This is a genomic window from Kitasatospora sp. NPDC004289 (genome assembly GCF_053602875.1).
Genome location: NZ_JBSGEL010000041.1, coordinates 1 through 15,385 on the forward strand (window position 1 = coordinate 1; position 15,385 = coordinate 15,385).

At 74.5% G+C, this 15,385-nt stretch carries 13 protein-coding genes; 8 read left to right on the top strand and 5 right to left on the bottom strand.

The window, feature by feature from the left end:
• From ACWEPF_RS25455 to ACWEPF_RS25465, 3 genes are all read right to left on the bottom strand, one after another.
• Positions 1 to 2,148, bottom strand: a 2,148-nt coding sequence (locus ACWEPF_RS25455) for an AAA family ATPase (protein ID WP_452174316.1), incomplete at its 3' end; no start/stop codon positions are given.
• Positions 2,145 to 3,314: an exonuclease SbcCD subunit D gene (locus ACWEPF_RS25460; protein WP_452174317.1), complete on the bottom strand. Its 1,170-nt coding sequence runs from the start codon at positions 3,312 to 3,314 to the stop codon at positions 2,145 to 2,147. The genes ACWEPF_RS25455 and ACWEPF_RS25460, both read right to left, overlap by 4 nt.
• Positions 3,315 to 3,428: 114 nt before the next feature.
• Complete coding sequence (locus tag ACWEPF_RS25465) at positions 3,429 to 3,563, bottom strand: hypothetical protein (RefSeq protein WP_452174318.1); 135 nt, start codon at positions 3,561 to 3,563, stop codon at positions 3,429 to 3,431.
• Between the two features lie 180 nt (positions 3,564 to 3,743).
• Here ACWEPF_RS25465 and ACWEPF_RS25470 point away from each other — a divergent pair, with 180 nt between their 5' ends.
• The 3 genes from ACWEPF_RS25470 (at position 3,744) to ACWEPF_RS25480 (ending at position 6,386) form a co-directional block, all read left to right on the top strand.
• Positions 3,744 to 4,634 (top strand): hypothetical protein, encoded by an 891-nt coding sequence (locus ACWEPF_RS25470; RefSeq protein ID WP_449794671.1) that lies wholly within the window; start codon positions 3,744 to 3,746, stop codon positions 4,632 to 4,634.
• A gap of 157 nt (positions 4,635 to 4,791) precedes the next feature.
• Positions 4,792 to 5,388 carry a hypothetical protein gene (locus tag ACWEPF_RS25475; RefSeq protein WP_452174319.1) on the top strand — a complete coding sequence of 199 codons (597 nt, stop codon included), beginning with the start codon at positions 4,792 to 4,794 and terminating at the stop codon, positions 5,386 to 5,388.
• A gap of 239 nt (positions 5,389 to 5,627) precedes the next feature.
• On the top strand, positions 5,628 to 6,386 hold the full coding sequence (locus ACWEPF_RS25480) for an SGNH/GDSL hydrolase family protein (protein WP_452174360.1): 759 nt from the start codon (positions 5,628 to 5,630) through the stop codon (positions 6,384 to 6,386).
• 84 nt (positions 6,387 to 6,470) lie between these two features.
• On the opposite strand, the gene ACWEPF_RS25485 is transcribed toward ACWEPF_RS25480, so the two are convergent.
• Positions 6,471 to 7,598, bottom strand: coding sequence for a polysaccharide deacetylase family protein (locus tag ACWEPF_RS25485; protein ID WP_452174320.1), 1,128 nt, complete (start codon positions 7,596 to 7,598; stop codon positions 6,471 to 6,473).
• Between the two features lie 244 nt (positions 7,599 to 7,842).
• On the bottom strand, positions 7,843 to 9,651 hold the full coding sequence (locus tag ACWEPF_RS25490) for an AMP-dependent synthetase/ligase (RefSeq protein ID WP_345289060.1): 1,809 nt from the start codon (positions 9,649 to 9,651) through the stop codon (positions 7,843 to 7,845).
• A gap of 332 nt (positions 9,652 to 9,983) precedes the next feature.
• On the opposite strand from ACWEPF_RS25490, the gene ACWEPF_RS25495 reads away from it, so the two are divergent.
• The 5 genes from ACWEPF_RS25495 (at position 9,984) to ACWEPF_RS25515 (ending at position 15,332) form a co-directional block, all read left to right on the top strand.
• Positions 9,984 to 12,890, top strand: a complete 2,907-nt coding sequence (locus ACWEPF_RS25495; protein WP_452174321.1) for a nitrate- and nitrite sensing domain-containing protein — start codon at positions 9,984 to 9,986, stop codon at positions 12,888 to 12,890.
• On the top strand, positions 12,887 to 13,312 hold the full coding sequence (locus tag ACWEPF_RS25500; RefSeq protein ID WP_345283233.1) for a roadblock/LC7 domain-containing protein: 426 nt from the start codon (positions 12,887 to 12,889) through the stop codon (positions 13,310 to 13,312). Before ACWEPF_RS25495 ends, ACWEPF_RS25500 begins: the two co-directional genes overlap by 4 nt.
• Positions 13,313 to 13,319: 7 nt before the next feature.
• Positions 13,320 to 13,697 carry a DUF742 domain-containing protein gene (locus tag ACWEPF_RS25505; protein ID WP_452174322.1) on the top strand — a complete coding sequence of 126 codons (378 nt, stop codon included), beginning with the start codon at positions 13,320 to 13,322 and terminating at the stop codon, positions 13,695 to 13,697.
• Positions 13,678 to 14,277 (top strand): GTP-binding protein, encoded by a 600-nt coding sequence (locus ACWEPF_RS25510; RefSeq protein ID WP_452174323.1) that lies wholly within the window; start codon positions 13,678 to 13,680, stop codon positions 14,275 to 14,277. The genes ACWEPF_RS25505 and ACWEPF_RS25510 overlap by 20 nt, the downstream gene beginning before the upstream one ends.
• Positions 14,278 to 14,672: 395 nt before the next feature.
• Positions 14,673 to 15,332 (top strand): winged helix-turn-helix domain-containing protein, encoded by a 660-nt coding sequence (locus tag ACWEPF_RS25515; protein ID WP_452174324.1) that lies wholly within the window; start codon positions 14,673 to 14,675, stop codon positions 15,330 to 15,332.
• Positions 15,333 to 15,385 lie beyond the last annotated feature (53 nt).

The window sequence follows — 15,385 nt, forward strand, 5'->3', positions numbered from 1 at the left end:
CCGGGCGTCGGCGACCCGCGCGGTGAGCCGCTCCCGCTCCTCGGCGAGGGTCTGCAGCTTGCTGGTGAGGGCGGCGGCGCGGATCCGGGCCTGCTCCTGCTCGGCCTGGCGGGCCTGCTGCTGGTGGGTCAACTGCTCGGCCTGACGCTGGAGTTGCCCGAGCGCGTCGGCCTCCGCGAGGGTGCGGCGCAGCGCGGCGTCGGCCTCGGTGAGCGCGTCGGCCAGCTGCCCGGCGGAGTCCTCGCCGGCGGTGGTGGCGGCCGCCGCCTCGGCCACCCGGAGCGTGGCCAGCTCCTGGGCGGCGGTGTCCCGGTGCTGCTCGGCCCGCTGCTGCGCGGCCCGGGCCCGCTCCTCGTCGGCCTGGCCGACCGGCGCACCGGTCGGCTGCGCGGGGGCGGGGTGCGCGGTCGCTCCGCAGACCCGGCACGGCGCGCCGTCGGCCAGCTGGGCCGCCAGCTCGGCGGCCATCCCGGCGAGGCGGCGCTCCCGCAGGTCGAGGGTGTGCTCCCGGGCGTCACCGGCCCGCTCGCGCAGGGTGGCCAACTCGCCCTCGGCGGTGGCGATCCGGCCCCGGAGGCGGTCCCGCTCGGCGGCGGCGGTCAGCCGGGTACGGAGCTCCGCGCGGCGGGCGTCCAGCTGCTCGACCCGGGCCTCGGCTGCCCGGGCGGCGGCCTGCTGCTCCTGGAGCTCCTTGAGACGGGTGTCGAAGTCCAGCAGCCAGTCGGCGGCGTCATCCGCGGCCTCCTGCGCCAGGCCCAGCTGATGGTTGGTCCGCTCGGCCTCGCGCAGGGCCTCGGGGAGGCGGCGTTCGTCGGCCCGGGCGGCGTCGAGGCGGCCGAGGTCGGCGCGCAGGCCGCGCTCCGCCTCGGCGAGGCGCTCGGCCCCGGCCCGGTGGAGCGGGGTCCGCGCGTCGGTGGCGGCGCGGCCCGCCGCGGCCACGGCGCCGACGGGAAGGTCGGCTCCGGCCGGTGTGGGCGCGACGCGGTCCTGCTCGGTGGGGCCGCCTTCCTCGGTGGGATCGCCTTCCCCGGCCACGGCCGGCCGGGTGGGGCCGTCCGCCCCGGCCGGGGCCTGCTCGGCGAGGGCCGCGCGGGCGCGGTGCTCGGCCGCCTCGGCGGTGGCCAGGGCGGTCGTGGCGGCGGCGTGGTGGCGCAGGACGGGCTCGACGGTGGCGGCCTGCTGGGCGACGGCGAGCCGGTCGGCGTCCCGCTGGTGGGCCTCGGCGCCGAGCGCCGACTCTGCCGCGGCCCGGACGGCCTCGGCGTGCCGCTGCTGACGCTCCGCCAGTTCCTGGGTCGTACGGAGCCGGGCCCGCGCCCGCTCGTGCGCCTGCTCCGCCCCGGCCAGGGCCAGCGAGGCCACCGTCGAGCGCTCCGCCGCGTCGGTGCGCAGCAGGGCGGCCCAGCCGAGGAAGGCCGCCGGCCCGGCCGACTCCGGGACCCAGGCGGTGAGCGGCTCGGCGGACGGCCCGGCGGCCTGCTCGGCCCGGGTGGCCAGGGCGTGCAGCTGCTGACGGTCGGCCCGGACCGCGGCCTCCTGGCGGGTCTTCTGCTCGGTGAGCCAGCGCTCGACCTGCTCGAAGCGGCCGGTGTCGAAGAGCTGCCGGAGCAGCTTGGCCCGCTCGTTGGCGTCGCCCCGCAGGAAGCGGGCGAAGTCGCCCTGCGGCAGCAGCACCACCTGGCAGAACTGGTCGCGGCTCATCCCGATCAGCCGGTGGATCTGCTCCCCGGCCTCCTGGTGCGAGCGGCTGACGGCCCGCCAGCCCGGTGCGCCCTCCCCGGCGTCCGGCACCCACTCGCTGAGCAGGGTCTCCGGCTTCTCCGGCGTCATGCCGGTGCCGCGCTTCTTCGGGCGCAGCTGCTCGGGCCGCCGCACCACCTTCAACCGCTGCCCGCCCAGGGTGAGTTCGAGCTCGACCTCGGTGAGCAGGCCGGGCTCGGCGTGGTCGCTGCGCAGCGGGTTGCCCTTGCGGGCGCCGGGCACCTCGCCGTAGAGGGCGAAGCAGACCGCGTCCAGCACGCTGCTCTTGCCCGCACCGGTGGCGCCGCGCAGCAGGAACAGGCCGGAGGCGCCGAGTTCGTCGAAGTCCACCTGCTCCGTGGTGGCGAACGGGCCGAACGCGGTGATCCGCAGCCGGTGCAGCCTCATCGGGGCAACTCCTGCTTCTGCTGGTCGAGTTGGCGGACCTCTTCGAAGGCCTGGCGGAGCCAGTCCCGTTCGGCGGGGTCGGCCTCGGTGCCGGGCCGGACGTGCCGGACGAAGCCCTCGGCCACCTCCTGGTCGGTCCGGCCGCTGACCCGCGAGGCGTAGGACTCGGGCCGCTCGCCCTCCACCGGCTCGGGGTCGAAGAGCAGTTGGAGGGTGTGCGGGAAGCGGGTGCGCAGCTGCTCCATCGGCTTCGCCGGGCGGGCCGGATCGGTCAGGGTGGCCTGCACCCAGGAGTCGGTGTGCTTCCCGTACTTCTCGTTCTCGAGCAAATCGTCGAGCCTGCCGCGCAGTTGGGCCAGCGGGCGGGGCACGGGGGTGTACACCCGCTCGGCCTCCACCGAGCCGTCGGCGGCCAGGTCGACCAGCCACATGCTCTTGCGGTGGGTGGTCTCGGAGAAGGAGTAGGCGAGCGGCGAGCCGCTGTAGCGCAGGTGCGGGGCGATGGTCTGGCAGCCGTGCAGGTGGCCGAGGGCCACGTAGTGCGCCCCGTCGAAGACCGCCGAGGGCACCGCCGCGATGCCGCCCACCGTGATGTCCCGCTCGCTGTCGCTGGCCTCGCCGCCGGCCACGAAGGCGTGCGCCAGCACCACGGCCCTGGTCCCCTCCGGCCGCTCCGCCAGGTCCTCCCGGACCCGGTCCATCGCCGCCGCCAGCACCTGCTCGTGCCCGCCCTTGGCCAGCCCGAACCGCTCCCTGGTCAGCGCCGGCTCCAGGTACGGCAGACCGTAGACCGCCACCGGCCCGTGCTCGTCGGCCAGCACCACCGGCTCGGCCACTCCGCCGGGGTCGGTCCGCAGGTGGATCCCGGCCCGGTCGATCAGCCCGGAGGCCACGCCGAGCCGGCGGGCCGAGTCGTGGTTCCCGCTGATGAAGACCGTCGGCACGCCCAGCTCCGCGAGCCGGTGCAGCACCTCGTCGAACAGCTCGACCGCGTCCAGCCCCGGCAGGGCCCGGTCGTACACGTCCCCGGCGACCAGCACCGCCTCGACCCCGCGCTCCTCGACCACCTCCACCAGGTGCTCCAGGAAGCCGCGCTGCGCGGCGATCAGGTTCTCCCGGTGGAACGATCTCCCGAGGTGCCAGTCCGAGGTGTGCAGCAGTCGCACGTACCCAACCCCCACACGTCTCGCACTCACCAGGACCGTCCCCGAGTATCCCAGCTCGCACCGACAACCCGGGAATCCGCCGTCCGTACCCGACCGGGCCGGTGGCGGAGGGGCTCAGCCGCGCCGCCAGGGCCGCTTCGCCTGCGGGGCGGGCGGGGTCTCCACCGAGTGCACCAGCTCGGCGACGCTGACCTGCACCTGGTTGTTGATCGTCCTCCTCGGCCCGGGTGACGGCCGCGTCGCGGTCACCCTCCACCGCGACCTTCTGCGTCAGGACCCAGGTGTTGTCGCCTCCCAAGGATTCGCTCTGCTCGGCGGGGAGGGCCTCGTTCGGATGGTTGCTCCATGTGTTCTGTCGGTGACCGTGTGTACGTTTCGGTCGTCGGCACCCGTCGGGGGTCGGCGGTTCGACCCTGGGAGGGGATCTGCATGGCCAGGAAGTACGGGGCGCGGCGGCGGACGGCGGGGCGGCGGGCGTGCGGGGAGGTGCGGCAGACGGTCGCCCTGGCGGTGGCGACGGATGCGGCGGCGTACGCGCGGCTGCGGCGGTGCGGGCTGTTCGAGGGGGTGGACTTCGGGGCGTACCTGCGGTGCACGGAGGGCCGGCTTCGGGCGCTGCGGGGGACGGGGGTGGACGTGCACCTGCGGGTGCTGGAGCCGGTGGACTTCGAGGACTTCTGCGCGGAGCACCTGCTGGACCCGGCGGATCCGGTGGCGGAGGTGGCGTACGCGGCCGATCCGGAGCTGGCCGGCGAGCCGTTCGCCTATGCGGGGGAGGGGCTGGCGGAGCTGCTGCCGGTGCTGACGGAGGATCACCGGGCGCGGGTGCGGATCTCGATCGGGTGCGCCGCGCTGCTGGCGGCGGTGGGGTGGGAGTCGAGCCCGCAGGAGCGGGTGGCGGCGGTGCTGGGGTACGTGTCGGAGGTGGTGCTGGCGCTGGCCGAGGGCGCGGGGGACGGGCGGCACCGGCTGACGCTCCGTTCGCTGGGGCTGTTGGACGGCGAGGAGCTGACGGCGGTGGCCGGGCTGGTGGTGCGGGAGGGGCTGCCGGACGGGGTGGGGCGGGAGGTGGAGGCGTTCTGCGTCACGCTGGCGGCGGCGGTGGCGGGGTGCGGCTCGGGGGAGTTGATGCTGTACCGGGCGGACGGCGCGGTGCACGGGTGGGTGCTGGTGGACGGCTGGCTGCGGCCGATGACGGCGGCGGAGACCGGCGCGGTGCTGGAGCTGGGGGCGGCCGGGGCCGGGGTGCTGGGGCCCGAGCTGCCGGTGGGGGAGGGCGGGGTCCTGGGGTGCCCCGGCTTCCCGCTGCCGATGCCGTGACCGTCCCGGGGGTGGCCGGGAGCTGAACCCCGGGCGGACTGCCGTGCCCCGGGCGGCGGCCAGGACTGTTCATCGACCGAATGTTCGGGGAAGATCAACAGTCGGAGGCATCGACTCCGAATCGCCGCCGGCACCCGAGACCGAGGGAGGGGGACGCATGGGCAGCATCGAGTACAGCGCGGAGATCGCCGAGCTGCTCGGCCGCGTCCGCCGCCGCCCGACGGCGGGGTGGCCCTGGCGGCCGGGCGAGCCGGTGCCGCAGGGGCTGCCGGTGAAGCAGTCCTGGGGCTGGCTCTTCGTGCCCGACGGCCGGGTGCTGACGCTGGTGAACCCGCGGGACGGGGTGGTCAGCCTGCCGGGCGGTTCGCTGGAGCCGGAGGACGAGGGGGATCCGGCGCTGGCACTGGCCCGGGAGGCGGGGGAGGAGGCGCAGGCCGTGATCGGCACCGCGCACTACCTGGGCTACCTCTACGACCGGATCGGCTCGGCCAACGGCGGCCACGAGTGCGCCCGGGTCCGGATGGCGGCCCCGCTGCACGCCGTCGGGCCGACGGCTCCCGACCCGGCCTCGGGGCGGCACTACCGCCGTCTGCTGGTGGCGCCGGGGCTGGCGGTGGAGCTGCTCGGCTGGGGCGGGCCGGGCCTGCGGCAGGCGCGCGCGGCGGTGGAGGTGGCCGTCCGGCAGCTGGGCATACCCACGGCCGCCAACGAGACCATCGAGGAGCTCCCGGCGGACGGCGCGGTCCTCGACTGAGACCCGGAGCCGGCCCCGGCCGCGAGTCGGCCGCGAGCCGCCCGGGTGTGAGCGGGAACTGACACCGCGTCGGACTGACGGTGTCACACGGGCTAATCCTCGCAACAACTTTGGCATGGCCACTATCCGGCGTAGCTACTCCCTGGTATCAAAAATGTGACCCGCGTCACGTGACCTGCGTCACTCCAGTGGAGGTGCCCGTGCGTCCAGTCCGTGCTGTCTCCGTCGCCCTCTCGGCGATGCTGCTCACCCTGACCACCCTCGTCGTCGCCCCCGCGGCCCACGCCGCCGGGGCCCGCTACGTCGCCCTCGGCGACTCCTACTCCGCAGGGGTGGGGGCGGGCAGCTACACCAGCGAGAGCGGTAGCTGCAAGCGGAGCACCAACGCGTACCCGTACCTGTGGAAGAACGCCAACGCGCCCGCCTCGTTCTCCTTCCTGGCCTGTTCGGGGGCGAGAACCGGTGACGTCCTGGCCAACCAGCTCGGCACCCTCAACTCGACCACCACGCTGGTGTCGATCACCATCGGCGGCAACGACGCCGGCTTCGCCAGCACCATGCAGACCTGCGTGCTCAACTCCGAGAGCGCCTGCCTGACGGCGGTCGACAACGCGAAGGCGTACGCGACCAACACGCTGCCCGGCAAGCTCGACCAGGTGTACACGCAGATCCGCAGCAAGGCGCCGAGTGCCAAGGTGGTGGTGATCGGCTACCCGCGCCTCTACAAGGTCGGCGGCGACTGCGTCTTCGGCATCGGCGACACCAAGCGGGCCGCCATCAACAGCGCGGCGGACCTGCTGGACGACGTGATCTCCAAGCGGGCGGCCAATGCGGGCTTCACCTACCGCGACGTCCGGGGCCTGTTCACCACCCACGAGATCTGCGGTTCCGGCACCACCTGGCTGAACTCCACCGTGCTGCCGGTGGACGAGAGCTACCACCCGAAGGCGTCCGGCCAGTCCGGCGGCTACCTGCCGGCCTTCTCCGGCGGCGTGTGAGCCGTCCGGTAGACGGCGTGAGCCCGTACCCCCTGCCCCGAGACGCGGGCGGCGGGGGTACGGGCTCTGCGGCGTGAGGGATCGTCAGGGCAGGTAGGAGCGCAGGCCGCCGACGGTCAGACCGGCCGCGGTGACGTCCGCCAGGGCACGCTGGAGGTCGGTGGCCAGCGTGTCGGAGAAGTGGAAGATCACCACGTCACCGGCCTGGAGGCCGCCGCGGTAGCTGGTGGAGGCGCCCCAGCTGTAGTCCGCGGTGGCGGTCATCACGGTGCGCAGGCCGCAGTTGGCGGCGGCCTGCAGGGTGTCGGCGTTGAAGGCGAAGTACGGCGGGCGGAAGACCTTGGGGGCGGTGCCGTACCGCTGGGCGACGGCGTCCCGGGCGGTGCAGATCTCGGCCTGCTGCTCGGCGAGCGGCAGGGTGGTGAGGTCGCGGTGGGAGACGCTGTGCACCTCCACCGAGCCGCCGGTGCCGGCCGAGGTGACCCGCTTGAAGAAGTCCGGCTCGAAGCCGACCGGCATCGGCAGCGGGAAGGCGGTGACGGGCAGCTTGTTGGCCTCGACGAAGTTCACCACGTCGGGGGTGCGCTGCCAGCCGTCGTCCACGGTGAAGAAGACCTTCTTGTCCTGGACGGCGGCCGGGTAGGGCACGTTCCAGGTGGCCCAGGCCGGGTCGACGGCCGGGCCGCCGAGCTCCACGTCGTCGGCGGAGAAGGCGCCCTGCTCGTACCAGCCGTGCAGGTAGAGGCGGACGGTGGAGGCGTTCGGGCCGGTGGTGAAGCGGGTGGTGAGCTTCTGCCAGCCGCCGTTGGTGGTCTCGGTCCAGGACGGGGCGACGTCGTTGCCGGTGCCGGTGGCGCCGAGGAAGACGTAGTTGCCGCGCACCCAGGCCGAGTAGCTGTAGGTCGTGTTGGGGCGCACGGCCACGGTCTGGGCGCACTCGCCGTTGCTGTGGTCGTTCGCCGGGGTCACGGTGAGGCCGGCGGCGCCGGTGCGGGCCGCCGTGTCGCGGATGAACGCCTCGCCCGGGACGCACTGCCAGCCCGGGATCGTGCCCCAGTCGGCCAGCGGCAGGGTGGTGATCTCGAAGCCCGGGTTGGTGGCCAGGTTGACGGCCGGAGCGGTCTCGGCGTGCGCGGCGGTGGGCCCGGCGGCGCCGAGGACCGTGAGGGCGCCGACGGCGGCGCAGGCGATCCGGCGCAGAGAGGTGTGCACGAGTGAACTCCTGTGTGGGGGAAGGACGCTGCACTCCCCGGAGGGGCGGGGAAGAGGGGACGGCCCGCCGCACGTCCGGGCCGGGCCTGGGTACCGGCCGGGGCCCCACATTGGACTGGACCAGACGGCCCGTCAAGGGTGCGCGGGCCCGGCGGGGGCACCTTGCCCCGGCTTGCCCGATCATGCCCCCGGCATCCCGTCACCACGGTTCGTCCACCTCCCGGAAACGGAAGCGTCACGGCCGTCAGCCCGTGTACAACTCCTCGACGTCGTCCGCCCAGTGGGCCAGGATGGCCGAGCGGCGCAGCTTCAGCGAGGGCGTCAGCAGGCCCTCCGCCACGGTGAACTCCCGCGGCAGCAGCCGGAAGGCGCGGATCGACTCGGCCCGGGAGACGGTGGAGTTGGCGGCGGCGATGCCGCGCTGCACCTCGGCGTGCAGCGCCTCGTCCGCCAGCACCGCCCAAGGATCGAGCTGGGCCCGGCCGTTGGCCTTCAGCCAGTGCGCCAGGGCCAGCGGGTCGAGGGTCAGCAGGGCGGCCACGTAGGGGCGGTTGTCGCCGACCACCAGGCACTGCGAGATCAGCGGATGGGCCCGGACGCGCTCCTCCAGCAGTCCGGGCGCCAGGTTCTTGCCGCTGCTGGTGACGATCAGCTCCTTCTTCCGGCCGGTGATGGTCAGGTAGCCGTCGCGGTCCAGCGCGCCCAGGTCCCCGGTGGCGAACCAGCCGCCGTGGACGGCCGGTTCGGCGTGGTTGAGGTAGCCGGCGAAGACCGTGGGGCCGGCCACCCAGACCTCGCCGTCCGGGCCGATCGCCACCTCGGCCCCGGGCAGCGGCCGGCCGACCGTACCGGCCTTGGTGCGGCCCGGTGGGTTGGCCGTGATCGCGGCGCCGGTCTCGGTCAGGCCGTAGCCCTCGTAGACGGTCATCCCGGCCCCGGTGAAGAACAGGCCCAGCTCGCGGCCGAGGTGGGAGCCGCCGCACATCAGGGCCCGGGCCCGGCCGCCGAAGACGGCCCGCAGCCGCTGGTAGGCCAGCCGGTCGTACCCGGCGTGCCGCAGTCGCAGGGCGGGGCCGGGGCCGGGGCCGGTGGAGAACGCCCGCTGCTCCCGGGCGGCGGCCCACTCCACGGCCACCTGCCGGGCCTGCTCGAAGAGTTCGCCGCGCCCGGCCTCCTCGGCGGCCTGCCGGGCCCGCTGCGCCACCTTCTCCAGCACGTACGGCACCAGGTGCAGGAAGGTGGGCCGGAAGGAGGCCAGCGCGGGGAGCAGCGAGTCGGTGGTCAGCTCCGCGTGGTGGCCCAGCCGGATGCCGCCGCGCACCGCCGCGATCTGCACCACCCGGCCGTAGACGTGCGCCATCGGCAGCATCAGCAGGGTGGCCGGCTGTCCGCCGCCCTCGGCCAGCACCTGGGCCCAGCCGGTCAGCAGCGCGTCCGCCTCGGCGGCCAGGTTCCCGTGGGTGAGCATGCAGCCCTTGGGGCGGCCGGTGGTGCCGGAGGTGTAGATGACGGTGGCCACCGAGTCCGGGGTGACGCCGAGGCGCTGACGGTGCACCAGGGAGTCGGGCAGGCCGCGGCCGTCCCGGGAGAGCTCGGCCACGCAGTCCTGGTCCAGCTGCCAGATCGCGGTCAGCCCGGGCAGCGCGTCGCAGACCGCGCCGACCGTCATGGCGTGGTCCTCGTGCTCCACCACGCAGGCCACCGCCTGGGTCTCGGCCAGGATCCAGCGCACCTGCTCGGGGGCCGAGGTCGGGTAGACCGGCACGGGGACGGCGCCGACGGACCAGAGCGCGTAGTCGAAGAGGGTCCACTCGTACCGGGTGCCGGACATCACCGCGACCCGGTCGCCGTAGCGCACCCCGTGGCCCAGCAGTCCCTTGGCCAGCGCCAGCACCTCGTCGCGGAAGCGCAGCGCGGAGAGCGGACGCCAGCCGTCCGGCCCGGGGAGGGCCAGCTGCACCAGTCCGGGCGTCCGGTCGGCGGTGTCGTACAGCGAGTCCGCCAGTCCACCGACCGCCGGGGGAGGGGCCGCCGGTCCGCTGAACTGCCGCAAGGCCACCCCCGTCCGCCCCGGCCCGTGGGCCGGGCCCGCCGCCCCGGCGCGGCATGCGGCGAAGCTACCGGATCGTCGCGGCCCTGCCCAGAGCTGCCGCACCGTCAGGCACTCTTGGCACGTGCCGGTGTCGCGCCCGGCAGGACAGACCTGTGCAAGTGTCAGAAACCGGGAGGAACATCACCGTTTGGTTCCGGCTGGCCATTCGACCCTTCGAACGAGTGGTCAGGGAGTAGTAAGGTGACGCAGATCTCGGGCAGAGGACGTGCCCGAACACTCCTTTCCGTGTCCATGACTGGCCTCCCGCACCCCCTCCCTGCACCGAGGACTCCATGCGTCTGCGCAGCAGCTCGATCCGCGCGAAGATGATCGCGCTGCTCTTGGTGCCCATCGTCGCCCTCACCGGTCTGTGGGTGTACGCGACGATGGTGACCACCGGCGACGTCTGGGCCCAGCTGGACGTCTCCACCGCGTACCGGACCTTCGGCACCCCCACCGACCAGTACGCCCGCGACGTGCAGAACGAGCGCCGGGCCGCGGTGCTCCGGCTGGCCGACCCGCGGGACAAGGAGCTCCAGGAGCGCTACCTCCAGGCCCGGACGATCACCGACCGCTCGCTGCAACTGCTGCGCTACCAGGCCGACTCCTCCGACAAGGGGAAGCTCGACGCGGTGCAGCAGCTCCGGCTGGCCGAGATGCTCACGGCGGCCGAGGGCCTGGCCCCGCTGCGCGACGTGGTGGACCAGCGCCTCAAGGACTGGGACGTGGTGGTCACCGAGTACAGCAAGCTGGTGCTGCCGGTCTTCTCCTTCCGCTCCGCCTTCGTCAGCCGGCAGACCGGCCAACTGCCCCGCCAGGGAATGGTCCTGACGGAGCTGGTGCGGGCCCGTGAGTACCTCTCCCAGGGCGAGACCGGCATCCGGGCGCTGCGGCTGATGCTGGACCTCAAGGAGGCCAGCCCGAAGGACCGGCCCGAGCCCACCCCCGCGATGTACCAGGTGGCCAAGGACGCCCTCCACAACGAGCAGGCGCTGTTCACCGTCTACATCCCCGAGTTGGACGAGCAGGACCGGGTCGACTACCTCGCCGTCCGCAACGGCAACAGCCTCTCGGCGCTGGCCGAGTCCGAGGGCCTCTTCCTCGGCTCGCCGGACCCGCGCCAGGCCGTGCTCGGCATCCCGCCGGTCTCCTGGAACGGCCCGGCCGAGAGGGGCCTGGAGGAGCTGGCCACCCTCAACACCCGGCTGGTCGGCGAGATCGGCGCCCGGGCCCGCTCGTACGCGGTGAACCAGCTGGTGCGCGGCGGCATCGCCGGTCTGATCGGCCTGATCGCGGTGGTCGCCTCGGTGGTCATCTCCTACCGGATCGGCCGGGGCCTGGCCCGCGAGCTGATCGGCCTGCGCAACTCCGCACTCGAACTCTCCGGCACCCGCCTGCCCGCCGTGATGCTCAAGCTGCGGCGCGGCGAGCCGGTGAACATCGCGGCCGAGGCGCCCGAGCTGGAGTTCGGCCCGGCCGAGATCGGCGAGGTCGGCCGCGCCTTCAACCAGGTCCAGCGGGTGGCCGTGGAGGCCGCCGTCGAGCAGGCCGAGCTGCGCCGCGGCGTCTCCGCCGTCTTCGTGAACCTGGCCCGCCGCAGCCAGGTGCTGCTGCACCGTCAGCTCACCCTGCTGGACACCATGGAGCGCCGCACCGAGGACCCGGCCGAGCTGGAGGACCTGTTCCGCCTCGACCACCTCACCACCCGCATGCGCCGCCACGCGGAGGGCCTGATCATCCTCTCCGGCGGCTCACCGGGCCGGGCCTGGCGCAAGCCGGTCAGGATGGTGGACGTGGTCCGCGCCGCCGTCGGCGAGGTCGAGGACTACGCCCGGGTGATCGTCCGTCCGTTCCCCGGCACCGGACTGCTCGGCAGCGCGGTCGCCGACGTCACCCACCTGATCGCCGAGCTGGTGGAGAACGCCGCGGTGTACTCGCCGCCGCACGCCCAGGTCACGGTGCAGGGTGAGGTGGTCGCGCACGGCTTCTCGCTGGAGATCGACGACCGCGGCCTCGGCCTGAGCGAGACCGCGCTCGCCGAGATCAACCAACGCCTCGCGGTGGAGCAGGAGTTCGACCTCGCCGACACCGACCGGCTGGGCCTCTTCGTGGTCAGCCGGCTGGCCCGGCGGCACGGCATCCGGGTGCACCTGCGGCCCTCGCCGTACGGTGGCACCACGGCGATCGTGCTGATCCCGCGCGAACTGCTGGCCGAGGCGCCCGACCTGCTGGCCGAGCCGACCGCAGCCCCCCGCCCGGCCCCCGCGCCGACCCCGGGCCGCCCGGACCTGGCCGCGGTCCCCTCGCCCGCCGCCCCGTCCTCCGCCGCCACCCCGTCCACCGCCCCGCCCGCTGCCGCGCCCGCCGCGTTCGGCCGCCCCGACCTGGTCGCGGTCCCGGACCCGTCCCCGGAGGACACCGGAGGGCCGGAGGGCGGCAACGGCCGCCGCCGCGGCCAGGCCGCCGAGGAGCTCGCCCGCGCCAACAGCCGTGCGGCCGGCGGCCCCCGCCCCTCGGCCGCCGACCCGGCCCGCACCCCCGGCGGTCTGCCCCGGCGGCGCTCCGGCGGCCCCGCCACGCCCGGCGTCCCCGGCAGCGGCCCGGTCCTGGTGCCCGCCGACTCGGTAGGCACCGGCCGGCACCGCCGCGCGGACAGCCCCCGCGAGGACGGCTCCGCGCCGTCCCCGGTGCCCGGGCCGTCCCCGCTCGGCGCACCGCCCGCCGCCGCACCGCCCGCCGCCGCACGGCCCGTTGCCGCACCGGCCGGCGGTCTGCTTCCCCGGCGGGTCCGGCAGGCCAACCTGGCACCGCAGTTGAAGGACGCCGCCCCCGAGCCGGAGCAGAGCTCGCGCGAGCGCTCGCCGGAGGAGGCCCGCTCGGCCTTCGCCTCCTTCCAGCGCGGCTACCAGCGCGGTCGCGGCGACCGGCTCCAGCCGGCCTCGCTCACCGTCGTCCCGGACCCGGTGCCCGGCGCTCCCGGCGGTACCGTCGTGCCGCCTCCCGCCGTACCCTCGACCGGGCTGCCGTTCGCGGTGGCCCCGGGCGGCCGACGCGCCGAACTGGCGTCCCCGCCAAGGCCCCAGGCCCTCCCGGCCGGGCCCACCGGCTCCGTGACACCTGCTCAACCCGCACAACCCGAGCAACACGCACAACACGTACGGCCCGCACAGCCTGCACCAACGGAAGGAAACCGATCATGACCGCTACGGCACAGCCGTCGGGAGAGCTGAACTGGCTGCTGGACGATCTGGTGGGGCGGGTCGCGGCGCTGCGGCATGCGGTGATCCTCTCCAGCGACGGCCTGGCCACCGGCGCCTCGCAGGGCCTCGGCCGCGAGGACGCCGAGCACCTGGCCGCCGTCGCGGCCGGCTTCCACAGCCTGGCGAAGGGCGCCGGGCGGCACTTCCAGGTCGGTGGTGTCCGCCAGACCATGGTCGAGCTGGACGAGGCCTTCCTCTTCATCACCGCGGCGGGCGACGGCAGTTGCCTGGCGGTGCTGAGCGAGGCCGAGTCCGACGTGGGCCAGATCGCTTACGAGATGGCCCTGCTGGTCAAGCGGGTCGGCGAGCACCTGTCCGCCGAGCCGCGCACCGATTCCGCCGTTCCGCCGCCGGGGAGATGACCGTCAGATGACCGTCGAGGATCAGTGGTTCGACGACGAGGCCGGGCCGGTGGTCCGGCTGTTCTCGATGACCCGGGGGCGGACCAGGCCCGCCGAGGAGGGGTTGTTCGACCTCATCTCGCTGATCACCGCCGTGCACCGGGAGGGGTCGGGCGAGTCCGACCTGGACCTGGAGCACCGGGCGATCCTCGACCTCTGCCGCGACGAACCGCTCAGCGTCGCGGAGTTGGGCTCGTTCACCGACCTTCCGGTGAGCCTGGTCCGGGTGCTGCTGGGCGATCTGCACGACTCCGGGCTGATCTCCGTCACCCGGCCCGTTCCGCTCGCCCAGCTGCCGGACGAGCGTCTGCTGCGAGACGTGATCAATGGCCTCCGTGCACTCTGACCGACCCTTGGGCCCTGCTTCGCCGTGGAGCTCGGTGGCGGTGAAGATCCTGGTCGCCGGCGGCTTCGGGGCCGGCAAGACCACCCTGGTCGGCGCGGTGAGCGAGATCCGCCCGCTGCGCACCGAGGAGCAGCTCACCGCGGCCGGCGAGCGGGTGGACGACACCGCCGGGGTGGAGGCCAAGCGGACCACCACGGTGGCGATGGACTTCGGCCGCCTGGACCTCCGCCCCGGGCTGTCGCTCTACCTCTTCGGCACCCCGGGGCAGGACCGGTTCTGGTTCGCCTGGGACGAGTTGGCGCACGGCGCGCTCGGTGCCGTGGTGCTGGCCGACACCCGGCGCCTGGCCGACTGCTTCCCCTCGGTGGACTTCTTCGAGCGGCGCGGCATCCCCTTCGTGGTGGCGGTGAACTGCTTCGAGGGCACCGAGGTCTACGCCCCCGGGGACGTCCGCGACGCGCTCGACCTGGACCCCGGGGTGCCGGTGCTGCTCTGCGACGCGCGGCGCCGGGAGGACGGCAAGGAGCTGCTCGTCCGGCTGGCCGAGCACGCCCTGGAGCGGCGCAGTCCCACACCTTGAGAAGTCGTCCCACGGAGTGGACGTTTTGCGTCAACCGGCTTGCCGCCGGGGCGGTCCGCATGGAACGCTCATGCGGACAGTTCGTCGCGGCGTTCCCGGGGGGAGGTACCAGAGCATGGCAGCAGTGCAGTACTGCGCGGTGAAGCAACCCGCGCCGGTGATCCCGGTCCTGACCATGCGTCGGTACATCGACCAGGCGCTGTGTTCCAGCGCCTGTTGTCGCTGACCCCGGGCCCGACCGCACGTCGTTCGAACCCCGGTGCCGCCTCCAGGTGAACGGTCCCTTCCGTGCGCCCTCCGCTTGGCGGCACCGACTTTCTTTCTCGGCTGAACGTGCACAGCCGGCCCGCCCGTGCGACCACCACCCATTCCGTCACACGCGAAAGCGGCACACCATGTCTTCCTCCACCGCCACCCTGACCGCTCCCTCCGCCACCCCGCACCTGCGGGCCCTGCGCTCCGTCACCTCGCCCGCCGAGCGCCGCCACGTGGCCGCCGTCCCGGCGCCCACCCAGCAGCTGCTCACCGCGCTGCCCGAGGGCGCCACCGTGGTGGCGGCCCTGCCCCAATCCGCCATCCCGCAGGGCCTGTTGGCCCAGTACGGGGCCCAGTTCCCCGGCGTCGAGACGGCCGGCCACCCGTTGGTCGGCTACCTGGTGCTGGTGCCGGCCGGGGAGCCCGCGCCCGCCGCCCAGCTCGCCGCCGCCCAGCTCGCCGCCGTCCCGACCGCGACCACCCCGTCCGCCACCGCCCCGGTGGCCCGCCCGGGCCGCGGCATCGTGGTGGACGCCGAGCGCCGCAGTGCCCACGTCGACGGGCGCCTGCTCGACCTTACCTACCTCGAGTTCGAGCTGCTCGCCCACCTCACCGCCCACCCGCAGCGGGTGCACACCCGCGACCACCTGGTCACCGCGGTCTGGGGCTACGGCCACGTCGGCGACGGCCGCACCGTGGACGTCCACGTCGCCCGGCTGCGCCGCAAGCTCGGCGCGGCGCACCGCGACAGCATCGTCACCGTCCGCCGGGTCGGCTACAAGTACACCCCGGCGTCCTGATCCGGGGCGGTGCCGCCCGGGGGCTGCTTCCCCGGGCGGCACCGCCTCCTTGC